The sequence below is a fragment of the Bacillus cereus group sp. MG1 genome, from assembly GCF_040460035.1.
Lineage (GTDB): Bacteria > Bacillota > Bacilli > Bacillales > Bacillaceae_G > Bacillus_A > Bacillus_A cereus.
Map to the genome: position 1 here is coordinate 1599353 of NZ_JARVGY010000001.1, position 14386 is coordinate 1613738.

The window sequence follows — 14386 nt, forward strand, 5'->3', positions numbered from 1 at the left end:
CCCCCTGTTTGTCATGTACTTTCTCTCAATGTTTTCGGAAGGTAAATTGTAAAAATCGCTCCCCCATTTTTCTCGTTTTGAATTTCAATTGTTCCCTCTAGTAGATCTACCATTTCTTTCACATTCGCTAATCCGTAACCACGATCATTTCCTTTCGTTGAAAATCCTTTTTGAAAAATGGTCGTAATTTTTTCTACCGGTATTCCTATCCCACTATCTATCACTTCAAATACAATATCGTGTCCTATATCCGTAACGAAGAAGGAAACTCTCTTCTCCTCTTGCCCACTCACCACATCAAACGCATTATCGATTATGTTTCCAAGGATCGTAATGAGGTGCGACACCTTTATATGGTCTGGTAACGGATGAAGCGCACTATCTCCTTCAATATGAAAATCAATTTTCTTCTCAGATGCTGTTCCGATTTTCCCTAATAAAATTGCTTGTACTTTTGCATCATGAATTTGATGGAATAAAATATGATTTTGGCTTTGATGAATATTAGATTCTTGCTGGATAAATTCAATCGCCTCTTTGTAATGTCCTAACTGAAGTAATCCTGATAAAACGAAAAGCTTATTTGTAAATTCATGTGTTTGAGCGCGTAAGTCCTCAGAATACTTTCTTACCTCAGATATTGTGTTCACAAGGTTTTGCAGTTCTGTTTTATCTCTAAAACTACATACCATTCCTACCGTACTGTTATTTTCAAGTATCGGTGTCATATTTAAAATAAACACTTTATCTTGAAACGCGATTTCTTGATCGTTTTCTAGCACTCTTTCCATATTAAATTCTGGTAAAACTTTTGAAATGTGTTGCTGCATATAATCACAATTTACATGTAGCATTTCTTCTGCCGAGGTGTTCATCATCGTAATAAAACCGTTTTGATCAATAGCTATAATTCCTTCTTTTATAGATAGTAATATCGCACTTCTTTCACGGTATAACGCTGCAATTTCATTTGGCTCTAAACCGAGTGTGTCTTTACGAATGCTACGTGCTAAAAGAATGCCGCCAATAATTCCGACTACTAATACAGCTAAGGAAAAGAGTATAATTTCTTTCGTTCTGCTCAGTATGTTAGATTCAATACCTTTTATTAAAAACTCTACTGTCACAACGCCTACTACTTGTTCGTAATCTCCATTACGAACAATAATGGGTGCTTTCGCCATTAAAGCAGGACCACTTGTACCATTTCCTTCGAGTGTATAATAGCCACCAAAAGTAAGTGCCTCATAGTTATACGGGTTGTTACTCTTTGTGCCAATTAATTCCGAATTTGAATGGGAATACATCACCCCAAAGCGATCTTCTATAATGATATAATCTGCATCAGCTTGCTCACGAACTTGTTCCGCAATGGATTGGATCGTACTTTTATGTTCTTTATTTTGAAAAGCATCTTTTATAGCTGGCATGAAAGAAAGAGATTTAGCCGTTTGCAGTGCTAACTGTTCCACTTGGTGCTTCGTATCAACGGACTGAATGTAAACAAATATTCCTGTTAGTAGGAGAACGACAAATACAATTAACGCGATAATTAAGCTTACTATTTTCGTTTGTAATGACACTTTGCGTGATTTTTTCATGCTTCATATCCTTTGATAAAATATTCAAAACTATCAATCTCCTTTTTCTATTATTATGACAAAACTGAAAATGAAGCAACTATTAAAACTCTCCATGTACATAAAGTACAAAAAGAATAAAATTGTCATAATATTGAGATTTCTAATAAAGAACAGTACAATTCAAATACAATGAACACGCTTTCATATATACCTTTTATTACTAAGCAAGAGGAGGAATTAGTATGGCTCAAGCAAAATCTAATCGAGTCGCCGGCAATATTTTCAAAGGTTCTGTCGGCAATTTAATTGAATGGTACGATTGGTACGTTTACTCTGCTTTCGCTGTTTACTTCTCAGCAGAGTTCTTTCCTAAAGGAGATCCAACGAGTCAGTTACTCAACACAGCAGCTATTTTCGCAGTTGGGTTTTTAATGCGCCCTATCGGAAGTTTATTAATGGGACGCTATGCAGATCGGCACGGACGCCGGGCAGCATTAACGCTTTCGATTACGGTTATGGCCGGTGGTTCTTTCATTATCGCCTGTACACCTAGTGACGAAAGCATCGGTATTATGGCACCAATTATTTTAGTTCTTGCCCGTTTACTACAAGGATTATCACTCGGCGGAGAGTACGGAACTTCCGCAACATATTTATCTGAAATGGCTAGTAGTGGACGCCGCGGCTTTTATTCAAGCTTCCAGTATGTCACGCTCGTTGCCGGACAAATGGTTGCGTTAGGCGTTCAAATTGTTCTTCAGCAATTACTAAGCGAACCCGATATGAAAGCTTGGGGCTGGCGTATTCCATTCATTATTGGAGCGATGGGCGCAGTAGCTGTATTATGGCTTCGCCGCACGATGGATGAATCAGAGCAGTTTTCAAACATAAAATCGCAAAAACGCGAAAGCGCAGGAACCGTTCGCGCTCTTATGAAACACCCGAAAGCAGTATTAACAGTAGTTGGCCTAACACTCGGAGGCACTGTCGCATTTTATACGTACACAACATATTTACAAAAGTTCATGGTAAACACAGTCGGTCTGCCTAAAGAAGTTGTAAGCTGGATTAACTTTGCCGCACTACTTATTTTCGTCGTACTTCAACCAATTGCTGGGCTACTATCCGATAAAATCGGACGTCGCCCACTATTAATGGCATTCGGTATTCTCGGAACATTACTAACAGCACCAATCTTCTTCTTCATGGAAAAAACGACAGAACCAATCGTAGCATTTTTACTCATGATGGTCGGTCTCATTATCGTTACTGGTTACACTTCGATTAACGCAATTGTAAAAGCAGAACTCTTCCCAACTGAAATTCGCGCACTTGGCGTAGGTTTACCATATGCACTAACAGTTGCGATATTTGGCGGAACAGCTGAGTTCATCGCATTATGGCTAAAAAGTATTGGTATGGAATCACTATTCTACTTCTACGTAGCTGGATGTATCGCGATAAGCTTTATTACGTATTGGCGTATGGATGAGTCATCGAAAACTTCGCAGATTGAGGCAGAGCTTGGTGGTGGGGACAATTTAGTTAATAATAAATCTAGTTAAAATGATGTATTCTATGTTTTTCTTTAATCTGAACTCGATTTGCTTTATCTAAAAAAGCATAATTCATTAAGATATAATTTAAAAACCTCTACTTATATGTAGAGGTTTTTGTATGACGAAAAAACACGTAGTTCCATTGTTATTTTACAAACCCAGCTTCTGTTCGATATAGTGACAGCACATAATTTGAAGTTCAAATAACGATGTCTTGATAACCAACTTCTACAACTTGCTCATTTTCAAATTTCACCCCGACACCGTCCTCTTCCCAGGTACAATTGAATATTAATCCAACTCTTCTAATTCCATCTTCAAAATCTGGTAATATAATTAACCCAACAGGTTCCACCAATTTTCCTAGTTCTTGAATGGTTGTTATAATCGGCGCTATTTTATCAGCAGATTCATCACCTACCATATCTCTATATTCCATATATTCTTCTTTATAATACTCGAATATTGCTTGTTCAGCTTCTTTTGTAAGTTTGTTTATATCAGTAATGAACTTCCTATATGCTTCTTCTTGAACTTTAGGAATTAAATCATCTTCTTCTCCATCAATAGTTAAAGAAACTATTTTTTCCTGCCCAAAAATAGTTATCTTTTGTTGTCCGCTCCAATATAAATCGTGAACAATTTCACCAAATAATTCATGGTTTATTTTTTTCATAATTTTATTCTCCTGAATTTTTTCTCGATAACCAATTACGCCCATATTCCCCGAATAAAAAAAATAAACTCATGTTAAACTTTTCTTATTCTTTAGGAACACAGCTATTACATTTCCATTCTTATCAATAACTACTCTCAAATTGTTAATACGCCTTCAATTAGCTGTAGCACCAATAGATTCTTTGAAGGTTTGTCCGTAACAAATAGCATGATTATATATTTAAAAAATAAATATTATAGTCACCCAAAATAAAAAGCGTGAGCTATTGGACCCACGCTTAAGAAGCATTTTAGTTTAAATGTTTTTATAAAAGTTAATTTTTTAGTTATTATTTTTATACATTTTTTGTGCTTGTCCCCAAACCTCAATTAAATCTCTAAGTTCATAAGAAGCAAATAAATTATTAAAGGATTGTAACCCCTACTATAAGAAATACTATTATTACCAAAGGAAGAATGATAATCATAAAGGATATTATTATTGTTAATAATGCTTTCCATGCTGAAAATTGGTGTGCTTCTCCTAAACATTTTAAGGAAATAATGATTGTCCAAATTCCAATAACTATATCAATTATGGCAAAAATAAGAAACAAAATCGTTAAAGTTATGCTACTCTCCATTTTCGGTGTCTCACTCGTAAAGTTTTCTATCCCAAACAAGAAAAATGAAGGCACCCAAACTAATATAAGAGAGTAAACGTAAGGGATATAAGAATAGGCAACTGAGTAACGTGTTTTCTCAAAGGTACCTTGTCCACCAAGTTTTTTTGCCACCCAATTAAATAACGCTGGTAACAAAAAATAATAAATTAAGAAGGCAACGAAGGTACCGAATATAACCATTGAGATTAATGAAACTGGACTACTTATTGAATCCGCCATATTTTTAGAAGATGCTCGATCTAAAGTCTGTACGAATGAGCCTAGTAAAATGAGTAAAAACACATTCTTTGGTTTGGATATAAAAATTTCTTTCATTGTATCACGTGGTTTTGTCCAAATGGAGAACCAAGGATTAAGCGCACGTTTAAATTGATTTTCTGGAGTTTCCATATAAAAAACATTCCCCTTTCTTAAAACATATTAAATTTAAATCCCTAATTATCCCAATTATGTACATATAAATATTAAAGCATAAATAGTCGATTATTTAAATGTAAATATTCAATCATTTAATTTCATCTGAAACTTAGGGGGAGTGCTTCTTAGCAATTACCTCTATATTTTCTTACATTTTTAACTATGGGCTGATTAGTTACTTTCATTTTTGAGTACCTCACATTCTTTAATACACGGGATAAACAGCTATAATCTTATCATTAATAAGAACAAACCTAATTTCCATTCCTTCAGATGTTTTACCACAATATAATCTTCCACTTATACATCTTTTATTGCTATAAGCCTCGTGAATGGCTTCCATAAGAAGAATGCGATTATATACTTGAAATGCAACAAATTCTCTTTAAAAGCCTATACGTATTTTCCCTCCATCTTCTATATGCTTCCGTAAATAATAATACTTATGGAGTTCTATAATCATATAAAACAAACCAAACGAAAACACTGTGCATGCACACATAAATACAATCGCACCCATCTGTTGTGTTGCAATGCTAAGAATTATATTAGCAATTAACTGCCCCGATCCAGCTGCAATAGCTGCTACTTTTACACCACCAATTTCTTCATTCTTAAATGTTTCTTTTATCATAATTAATTTATTTTCTTCAATGACCTAATCCTCTCTAACTAAATAGCTTTTATTCTTATCTTCCCAGTATCTATATTCATAGGGTACTTGTTCATCAAATCGCTGTAAATAACCTCTCCAGTTATTCGGAATATATTCTTCAAAAGATATTGATTCCGGATAATTAGAATAAAAAGTTAAACGCTCAAAATCTATTAGGAAACATGGATTATAATCATAATAGGCTTCTTCTCTATTAGTTCTTAGTTCTCTTAAAAATTCTAACCTAATATCTTCTGTAAATCTTTTATATTTTTCTATTCTTTCTAAAAAGTTAGCTATTGTAGTCTCATTTAAAATACTAATGCCTTTTCTTTCTTCTGGATATTCACTAGGAGGATAACCAGCTTGATTATAATCTAAACACCATAAATCTGATTCAGTTATATACCAATTGAGCTTATTTTTATATTTTACACCCACTATAATATTTTCGGCGTATAAAGGCTTAATCATTTAACTCGTTCTCCTCTCTTACTTAATAAGTTTAGCATTTCGTCCATATTCTACTAACCACCGACTAGTGGGGTCAGGTAATTCGTATGCAATACCTTCAAATTCATTTTTATCAAAAGTACCCTTGTCAACAATCTTAGGAGCTGTTCTACCCTCGTTAAGTGGATTAGTTTTATAATCCTTCTGAATAAAAACAGCCTATGTAGTTATACAGGTTCTTCAACCATAAGTAGTTGTTTTCTTCCGTAAATTACAACCTTTTTTGTCCCTCCTTTTAAGAGAACAATAGAGCCATTTGGTAAAAACTTTTCTTTAAAAAATTGCATAATTCCCTATCCTTGCTTTATCTAAATGTAATTCTATATTCATGATGTTGCTTCTCCCTTTTCTTTTCCGCATTCTTTACTGACTATAGGAGAACCACGATTATATACTTAAAATTCAATACAGACTCTTTAAATGGTTTCATGTGTTCTACCCCCATCTTCTATATGCTTCCTTAAATAATAGTACCTATGGAGTTCCATAATGAAATGAAACAACATAAACGAAAGCATGGAGTATACACACATTAATACAATTGCTACCATCTTTTGTGTTGCAAAACCAAGACTGATATTAGCAATGAGTTGACCCAATCCTACAAAAGCCACTACTCCAAAACTAGAGTTTTTTTTCGATGATTTTGATTTTTTGATTGATTCCTGAAGTTTTTTAATATGATTTTTATAATAATAATGCAAAGCAAAAATATACAAACCAACCGAAAAAATAAAATAGATAGGAGTTTGTAATCCTAACATTCCATATGCAAACTTTTGGGTTATAACTAATAATCCTACTGAACATACGATACCAAATACCCCACGAAATAGAGTGTATTGTAATTGCTGTTTCCTAGGATTTATAACAATCTATATCGCCCACAATTTACACTTAAATACATTGGTATCAATAAAGAAGAAAAGGATAATATCCTTGATACATTTCTCCTTTAATTTCTTTAAAATATATATCAACCTATTAAAAAGCAAATATTAGTCTTCTTTTTTAATTAAAATATTAAAAGCAAAAAAACTTTAATAAAAATTCAAACCCATAAATAAAATTTAATTATTTTTCTTACATTATTCTTTTAACATACTTAAAAACTCACTAAAATTATCTGCAACTTCACTAGTTACCGGATTCAATTCTTCTGATTCTTCATGATACCATACCACAACAGATGGTATTTCCTTTTCTCTAAAATCTAAACAAAGAAAATCACCTGCGAATAAAACAGCAAATGGAATAACATTTATCCCTGTTAAATCTTCATCATCCGTTAAACGAGTATCGATATCAGATAATACAACCTCTATATCATACCAACCATTTTCATCATCATCTTCTGGGTCCTCCAACAAACATAAGAAACGTTCAATTAAAAGTTCGTTTTTTTCATGTGAAAAAACATTAGTAATTGGAATAGAGCCATTATATTTTTTCAAAAAATCTATAAAATCATTTGGTAATTTTATCTCACAATATTCCTCAAATGATTCAATTAATTCATCATTTGGTGATTGAAGTTCACTACCATTTTTAATCTTCATTTTAATTCCTCCATTTCTTTACCTACCTTTAGATCTATAAGACCAATGTCCTTCACTCCGCCCACCTTTATGAAATATGCTATTATGTATTCCAAATGGTACTAATTCCATTTTACCTGGCATCTAACCATTTAAATTGTTGTTTGTCACTTGCCAACCACATTTCCTCTGGTAACTCATCCGATTTAATAATTAAACCAGCTTTCTTAAAATCAGGATATTGTGTACCTAATTTCATAGGAACATCAGGTATTAAACCTTTCTCAATAGCAACCTGCCTAATAATAGCTTTTTGGGGAGCTGTTAATTTTTCTCCACCACTAATCTACCTCCATTTCCACGGACTATTAGAATTTACTACTGCAGCATTATATTCTAATTCAAAATCGAGATATTTCCCTTCTACAGCATCGTCTAAAATCTTTATATATTCATCCACTTCATATAAATTTTCTATAAAATCAGATACAATAGCAATCTCTTCCTGTAAACGAATTCTTAATCCACTAAATGGATTACACCAAAATTCATGCGAACTATCTCTCCACCCATCATCATATCTAAATACCTTTAGATTCTTTTGCAATGACTATTGCTGATAATTATTTAGGAAAAAAGACTTTAAAACCTGAGATAATGGAGAAATATGAAATAATAGATAGAGCTGACCTCTATAAGAAGTCAGCTCTATCTATTATTTCAATTCTTTATTTTTTCCTTTTTTAAATTCTTTTTGTTTATCTTGCCAAATATGAATTAAATCTACTAATTCAATCGTTTCTATCTCACAAAAATCTCCCTTACCATCTTCAGCCAAATTGTCTAGGACAGTAGTTGTATCTTTCCGAATTTCTAAACCACAAATGTTTCCATTTACTACTACGTAATTTTCTTTCCCATTTAAAACACTATGTATTTCTTCTAAAATCCAATCTCCAAACGCAGAAACTTCAACGCCTAAAAAAGTCTCCATAAGTTTAATTTCTTGAGGAAGCCTCATAACTAGTTTTCCATTGGTAAGTACTTCAAAGCTATATGGATATTTCATTACTATTGTACTCCTTTATACTAAAGATAAAATTTATTCCGCTGGGAAAGCAGAGATAATTTTCCCATTCCCATCTATATACATGCTAATCCTTATACCCTCTGAACCTATTCCAGAATATGTGTTACCAAATTCATACGTTCTATTATTATATGCTTCATTTATATTATCTACAATCTTTTGCGGGCTCCAATCTTTAGGGAAAAATGTAGAAAATCCTCTATTTCCAGTTTTAGGGGTTCCATTCACTTCTACCCTAGCTTTATAAATGCCTTGATCATTTAATATCTCTTCTGTTCCGCTAATTATTTTTCCAGGTGTATTCTCCAATACTTCAGTATGATAACCCATTGCGTCACCACGCCAATTTATTTCACCCTCTAGGATATGTTTGAGTGTATTTGGTCTAAATTTTTCTGTATGTTGTAAATTAGATATAATTTCCCTATTAGAAAGTGAAGATCTATGATTTTCATTAACAAAATTACTCCCACCAGAATTACTTTCACCTCTAGCAAACTGATAGGTCGACAGCTTTTCTTCAGCTTTTTTAAAATCAGGCGTATCAAATCTAAATCGCAAACTATTTCCACCAGCAAAAGCAAAGCGATCTCCCATTTGTAAATTACTTGTAATATGTGAAACAGCTTGCGGAATCTTATTTTTTGCTAGTTTGGTCACTTTACCTGCTTGACCTAATTTACTTGCTTTACTTAATCCTTTATCACCAATAAATCCTAATCCAACTTGTGTTAAAGCATAACTTCCCCATTTAGCACGACTTTCAGCATCTCCATTTATTACATCATTAATAAATGAATCTGACAATACATTATACATCGTACTGAGGGTATCAATAGGGTGCAAAGCAGCGTTCCCCATGTTTTCCCACGTTTCCCAATCTCCTAAAGCTTTTATTCCGTCTATTGTATCGCTAACTGCTTGTCCCGTACCATCTACAATACCGTCCCAAATTTTTTCACCAGTAGATTTTTCAGGTAGCTTACCACACATTTCACCTTCTTCAATTGAATTGGTAGCTTGTCGTGCCCTCTCTTCTGTAATCCCTTGAATTGAAGTTGTCCATTCCATATTCAACCCTTGCGTACTAAATGTACCACTTGCAGGACTAAACCCTTTCCCACTTTGAACTTCCGCCAAACCTGTCGCAATGCTAACAGCTAGTTGGAGAGCAGTATCATAATTACTACTAGAAGTATAATTAAATTCATATAGATGTTCTAGTTTTTCTTGCAGTTTTTGCCTCATCACAGTAAAAAGATTTACCATAGCTTCCATACCTGGGATTGGCATAGCTTGACTGATGGCTTCCATACTTGCTTTCATTCGGTCAATTTCTCGAATTTGTTCTAATATTTCTTGTTCAATTACATCTGTGGAAGCGACTTGTGATTGAAATTGACTTGGAAAAGCATCGTTCTGGCGAATTAACTCTTCACACAGATAAATGATTCCTTGCGCTAAAGGACGAAAGGTTTGTACAAAAAATGATTTTGCACTGCTATAAGTTTGTCCTTGTAGAACAGTATCAATTGCAAAGGCATCAATTGACTGAATGACTTGTTCCATACCTTGAATAGTAGCGTTACATACAGCATTCATACTTTGAGTTTGGCCTTGTACTTCTCCTAAATACATATTTAAGCTCATGCATTGACCTCCCTCGCTAATTGTTGTTGTTGATAGGAAAGGTCGTTTTCTAAATCACTAAGGTTTCGTCTTTCTTTAAGCAACGTTTCTTTTTGGTTTTCTAATTCAAATGTGACTTTTCGTTCAATATGTTGTGCCTCTTGATATGTATTCATAAAAAACTGAGACATTTCTCTATCACCATGCCAAGTTCCTAAAATTCGATCAAACAAACGATGGTTTCGACCTCTCCATTCATAAAAATCTGCTTCCGCTTGCTCCTGAATGTGAATCGCGAATTGATTTCGGTCCTGTTCTTCAAATACATTTCGTAACTTTTGATTTACTTGATTAATTTGTTTTTCAATATCTTGGCTCATCTTTTTCCTCCTACTATTTTACTTTACGTAGGTTGTCACATTAGCGAAAAGTGTTGTGAAGTGCGTTATCCATTCTCTCAAATTCATTAGATACCGAATGAATATTATCAACCGCTTGTTGAAAGGCAGCGGAAAATTGTTTCGTCAAGTCTAAAACTTGCTGATTCGCTTCTTGTGCTTTGAAGTTAACAGATAATGTTGTACGCGTCGCTTTTGTTATAGAACGACTTGTTGCACTTTGAATCCTATCAGAGGCTGATCCCATTTTCGTAGCAATTTGCGTTGCTGTTTGTAAATTACTTTGAAATTGTCCCATTCTTTCAAACCCTTTCTATAAGTTTTCCAGACGCACCAAAGAAATCTCATTAAATATATATCCCTATCAATATCACTCGCTAGGCATGCAATCAAATGAGCCATACAATATAAGCTGTATGGCTCATTTGAAATACTTGTTATATAGAGTAAAACAATTTTTATTTCAAACCGAAATTACGTGATAATTCTTCATCATGAGAAGCAACAGCTTCTGCAGTTTTATTAAGCTGCATATTAATTTCTTGTAATAGCTGTGCGAAGTTTTGTACTTTTGGCTTTAATTGATTGAACTGTTGATCAAAACCTTCGAAAGCACGACCTTCCCATTCTCCTCTTAATTCATTTTGTAAATTTTGTAGTTGACTTAAAATGTCCTCAATTTGATTTGCACCTTGTCCATATTGAGCTGCTTTCGATTTAAGCTCCTCTGGTGACATACGAATTTGTCCAGCCATTTTCATTTCCCCTTTAATACATAATGAGCAAAATATAAATTGGTTAATTTTACTAAATATATTATAATGTATTATTTTGAACTTTAAAACATTTTATCTTTCTATTGAATATTAGAATATTAATATTCAACTTTTTCTTACTTTACAAGATTTTATGCAAAAAAGACCACCAAAAGGCAGTCCCTCAAAACTCAATCCCATCCCGCGCTCCACTACTTTCTCATACAAATAATTCGCAACGATAATATCTACTACAGCCAAACCAACTGATTTGAAAATAGTAATCTCTTCATCATTTTCGCGTCCGTTTTTCCCCCGCTTAGGATTTGTCCAAGTTTGGCGTGGAGATTGCTAGTTTTATCGGAATTTGAAGATCATCTGTTTCTAGATCATATTCAATTAAGCAATCCTACAAATGCCTCTTCTCCTCATCTATAAAACCTACAAATATAATTTCTTCGATATCCTCATGATTAAATACAAATGTATACTCAGGATTAATATATCCTTCTGAATAAAAACAGCCAATATAGCCATACATCACAAGTTCTTTAATCCTAAGTTTTTGTTTTCTTCCATAGTTATTTATGTGAATTCAGCTCGTTTTTTTGTTTTGGGTGAAAAAATTTTTAACTTGATAGCAATGTGGTGCTGCACCTATTAGGCAAATTCGACAAAGAAAAGATACCCAAAGGTGCCTTCCTCCCACTTGAACCATCTTAATTTTATTGTGTTGTTATTATATAAGAAAAGAAGACATCACTTAAGATGTCTTCTTTTCTCAGAGTGTTGGGAAACCCTTTAGGGTTCCCCACACTCTGGAATCATTTTGATTTTAGCGAATAAAAACAACATAAAATAATAGAGTTTCAAAAAAATAGCCCTCCACCAGACCTTTTTTGGTCAGATGGAGGGCTATTTTTTTCATGTTTTGACAAGTTGCGGTGAGATAAGCCTGCATTTGGACAGACTTCAGCCCCCGAAATCGAGCATATCGATAGCCATGTAGTTCTTTGGCGTCCGCAAAGCTTCGCTCTATAGTTGAACAGCGTACTTTGTACAACTTTTTCCCTGTAACTGTTAGTTTGTTTTTTCTAGCGATATCCTTATATTTCTCCCATATATGATGAGTGATAACTTTTTGTTTTTGTTTCTTTGAAAAACATACCTCACGTAGCGGACAAACAGCGCAGTCTTCTGGGTTGGATTTATAGTGACGATATCCTTCACGATCCGTTGTCGCATACTCTAAAATACACCCCACCGGACAAGCAAATGCATTCATTTCTTCTACATATTTAAATTGGCTTTTTGGTACTTCTTTATTTCGTTTTCCAAATCGGCGATACCCCATCACCATAAATATATTTCTCTCCGATAATTTCTTACAGATATACCCTGTAAAATAGCCTGCATCAAGAGCTACAGCTTCCACTTTAAATCCGAATTTATCAATTTGAGCTTGTAGACGCGCTAAATATGGCTCGGAATCTGCCATATTTCCAGCCGTTACATAAGTATCTGTAATAATATTGTACTTCGCATCAGTCGTACGATGGTCTAAGAAATGAAAACCGTTCGGTTTTCCATCTCTCATTAAAAATCCACTATCTGGATCCGTAGTACTTATACGAGTTTTTTTAGTGGGAGTATCACTTTCCTTTCTGGGTTTTAATTCTTTTTTTCGTGTACCTCACGATCTTCAATTACCGCAGCTTCTAGTTCATCTATATAAAACTTTGCCTTTTCTTTTTTATATTTATGTACAAACTTATTTTTATTAGCATTGGCCTTAATGTGCGTAGAATCTGTCATCAGCGCACGTCCTCCCACCATCCGGTGCTCTGTCGCTTGCCTCACGATCTCATCAAAAATTTCTTCGAAAATATTTGTATGAATAAAGCGAGTACGACGATTCCAACTGATTGTAGAATGATCTGGAATAGTATCTGATAGAGAAAACCCTAAAAACCAACGGTAGGCGATATTCGTTTTAATCTCTTTTTCCAATTGACGCTCCGAACGAATACCGTAAAAATATCCAATAAACATCATTTTAAATAAAACGATAGGATGGATTGACGGACGTCCATTGTTTTCACAGTAATAAGGGCGTAACTTCTCTTCAATAAAATCAAAACTAATTGTCGCTTCGATCGCACGAAGGAAATGATCTTGTGGAACCAACTCTTCTACAGAAACAGATACACGTTTATCACGATGATTTTTTAAAGCACCCATCATAAAAAATCTCTCCTTTACCTCTTTTTATCAGTGTTGACACATAAAAAGAGGTTCAGACACAAAAACAGGCTGTGGAGAAGACTTTCTCCACAGCCTGAGAAAAGAAGACATCACTTAAGATGTCTTCTTTTCTTGTACACTTGGTGTTAAGAAGGTATTTATTGCTTAAAAACCATAAAAAAATATAACAATCATCGAGTAAACCTATTATAGCATCAATAAATAGAGTTTTTATATGCATTTTTACATATATATAGATTTATTTATGTTTTATCTATATAGTTAAATTGTCTGTTTCTTGTTTTAATTCGTTTGTTTATTTTGAGTGCTCCAGCAATGGAGCCTTTTTTATGCAATAAAACATTTTCTTAGCATTACTTAGTTGATCTATATTAACTTTACCCTCTTAAATTATATCTATATTTTACCAAACAATTATGTAGATAACCAGTTTTTTCTAATAATCTAGTGGATTGATAATTTTAATGGTAGTTATTAATACTTACAGGAAAATTCAGTATGCAATGGAAATTGAGAAATCAAGAATTATAAAAAACTTATAGTATCTTTTGTAAAAGTATATTTATAATTCATATATTAATATGTTATAATTTAATTTCTAAAACTACCAAAAAAGGACTGCCAGTAATGGTGGTCTTTTT

Annotated in this window: 14 protein-coding genes and 6 pseudogenes; 2 read left to right on the plus strand and 18 right to left on the minus strand. The window is 33.6% G+C overall.

The genetic code is table 11. The annotated features are described in order from the left end of the window. Window positions 1-11 precede the first annotated feature (11 nt). Window positions 12-1601: an ATP-binding protein gene (locus QCI79_RS08295; protein WP_000749651.1), complete on the minus strand. Its 1590-nt coding sequence runs from the start codon at window positions 1599-1601 to the stop codon at window positions 12-14. A gap of 224 nt (window positions 1602-1825) precedes the next feature. On the opposite strand from QCI79_RS08295, the gene QCI79_RS08300 reads away from it, so the two are divergent. After that, window positions 1826-3148, plus strand: a complete 1323-nt coding sequence (locus QCI79_RS08300; RefSeq protein ID WP_021727882.1) for an MFS transporter — start codon at window positions 1826-1828, stop codon at window positions 3146-3148. Window positions 3149-3341: 193 nt separating this feature from the next. Here the strand turns inward: QCI79_RS08300 and QCI79_RS08305 are convergent, their stop codons facing one another. From QCI79_RS08305 to QCI79_RS08330, 6 genes and pseudogenes are all read right to left on the minus strand, one after another. Continuing rightward, the gene (locus tag QCI79_RS08305) at window positions 3342-3818 is read right to left on the minus strand and encodes a DUF6985 domain-containing protein (RefSeq protein ID WP_000723511.1); all 477 of its coding nucleotides are present in this window, start codon (window positions 3816-3818) and stop codon (window positions 3342-3344) included. A 406-nt stretch (window positions 3819-4224) separates the two neighbouring features. After that, on the minus strand, window positions 4225-4875 hold the full coding sequence (locus QCI79_RS08310; RefSeq protein ID WP_000449721.1) for a Yip1 family protein: 651 nt from the start codon (window positions 4873-4875) through the stop codon (window positions 4225-4227). 412 nt (window positions 4876-5287) lie between these two features. Continuing rightward, window positions 5288-5506, minus strand: a pseudogene (locus QCI79_RS08315) (hypothetical protein); the annotation flags it as partial. Between the two features lie 54 nt (window positions 5507-5560). After that, complete coding sequence (locus QCI79_RS08320) at window positions 5561-6031, minus strand: hypothetical protein (protein ID WP_000595043.1); 471 nt, start codon at window positions 6029-6031, stop codon at window positions 5561-5563. Between the two features lie 178 nt (window positions 6032-6209). Next, window positions 6210-6357 (minus strand): annotated as a pseudogene (locus QCI79_RS08325) (DUF4176 domain-containing protein); the annotation flags it as partial. A 129-nt stretch (window positions 6358-6486) separates the two neighbouring features. After that, window positions 6487-6963, minus strand: a pseudogene (locus QCI79_RS08330) (hypothetical protein); the annotation flags it as partial. Here QCI79_RS08330 and QCI79_RS08335 point away from each other — a divergent pair. Next, a pseudogene (locus tag QCI79_RS08335) lies at window positions 6955-7029 on the plus strand (integrase); the annotation flags it as partial. The pseudogenes QCI79_RS08330 and QCI79_RS08335 overlap by 9 nt on opposite strands. A 129-nt stretch (window positions 7030-7158) precedes the next feature. Here the strand turns inward: QCI79_RS08335 and QCI79_RS08340 are convergent. The 11 genes and pseudogenes from QCI79_RS08340 to QCI79_RS08390 all read right to left on the minus strand — a co-directional run bounded on the left by QCI79_RS08340 (window position 7159) and on the right by QCI79_RS08390 (window position 13724). Further along, window positions 7159-7629, minus strand: a complete 471-nt coding sequence (locus tag QCI79_RS08340; protein WP_000694781.1) for an SMI1/KNR4 family protein — start codon at window positions 7627-7629, stop codon at window positions 7159-7161. An 18-nt stretch (window positions 7630-7647) separates the two neighbouring features. Continuing rightward, window positions 7648-7752 (minus strand): HNH endonuclease, encoded by a 105-nt coding sequence (locus tag QCI79_RS08345; RefSeq protein WP_098343272.1) that lies wholly within the window; start codon window positions 7750-7752, stop codon window positions 7648-7650. A gap of 232 nt (window positions 7753-7984) precedes the next feature. Then, window positions 7985-8215: pseudogene (locus QCI79_RS08350) on the minus strand (hypothetical protein); the annotation flags it as partial. Window positions 8216-8323: 108 nt separating this feature from the next. Continuing rightward, window positions 8324-8677, minus strand: coding sequence for a type II toxin-antitoxin system toxin (locus QCI79_RS08355; RefSeq protein WP_000877046.1), 354 nt, complete (start codon window positions 8675-8677; stop codon window positions 8324-8326). Between the two features lie 33 nt (window positions 8678-8710). Beyond that, on the minus strand, window positions 8711-10348 hold the full coding sequence (locus QCI79_RS08360; RefSeq protein ID WP_000056056.1) for a ribonuclease: 1638 nt from the start codon (window positions 10346-10348) through the stop codon (window positions 8711-8713). Beyond that, window positions 10345-10707 (minus strand): DUF3958 family protein, encoded by a 363-nt coding sequence (locus tag QCI79_RS08365; RefSeq protein ID WP_000076114.1) that lies wholly within the window; start codon window positions 10705-10707, stop codon window positions 10345-10347. Before QCI79_RS08365 ends, QCI79_RS08360 begins: the two co-directional genes overlap by 4 nt. 40 nt (window positions 10708-10747) lie before the next feature. Beyond that, a complete protein-coding gene (locus QCI79_RS08370) occupies window positions 10748-11023 on the minus strand; it encodes a TIGR04197 family type VII secretion effector (protein WP_000529666.1) in 276 nt (91 codons plus the stop codon). A 160-nt stretch (window positions 11024-11183) separates the two neighbouring features. Next, window positions 11184-11480, minus strand: a complete 297-nt coding sequence (locus QCI79_RS08375; protein WP_000918587.1) for a WXG100 family type VII secretion target — start codon at window positions 11478-11480, stop codon at window positions 11184-11186. Window positions 11481-11606: 126 nt separating this feature from the next. Further along, window positions 11607-11759, minus strand: a complete 153-nt coding sequence (locus tag QCI79_RS08380) for an ornithine cyclodeaminase (RefSeq protein ID WP_229163620.1) — start codon at window positions 11757-11759, stop codon at window positions 11607-11609. A 116-nt stretch (window positions 11760-11875) separates the two neighbouring features. Next, window positions 11876-12060, minus strand: a pseudogene (locus QCI79_RS08385) (DUF4176 domain-containing protein); the annotation flags it as partial. Window positions 12061-12315: 255 nt separating this feature from the next. Continuing rightward, a protein-coding gene (locus QCI79_RS08390) for an IS1182 family transposase (protein ID WP_209291804.1) occupies window positions 12316-13724 on the minus strand; the annotation gives its coding sequence in 2 pieces (ribosomal slippage) (window positions 12316-13166 and window positions 13166-13724; 1410 coding nt in all). Window positions 13725-14386: the final 662 nt, after the last annotated feature.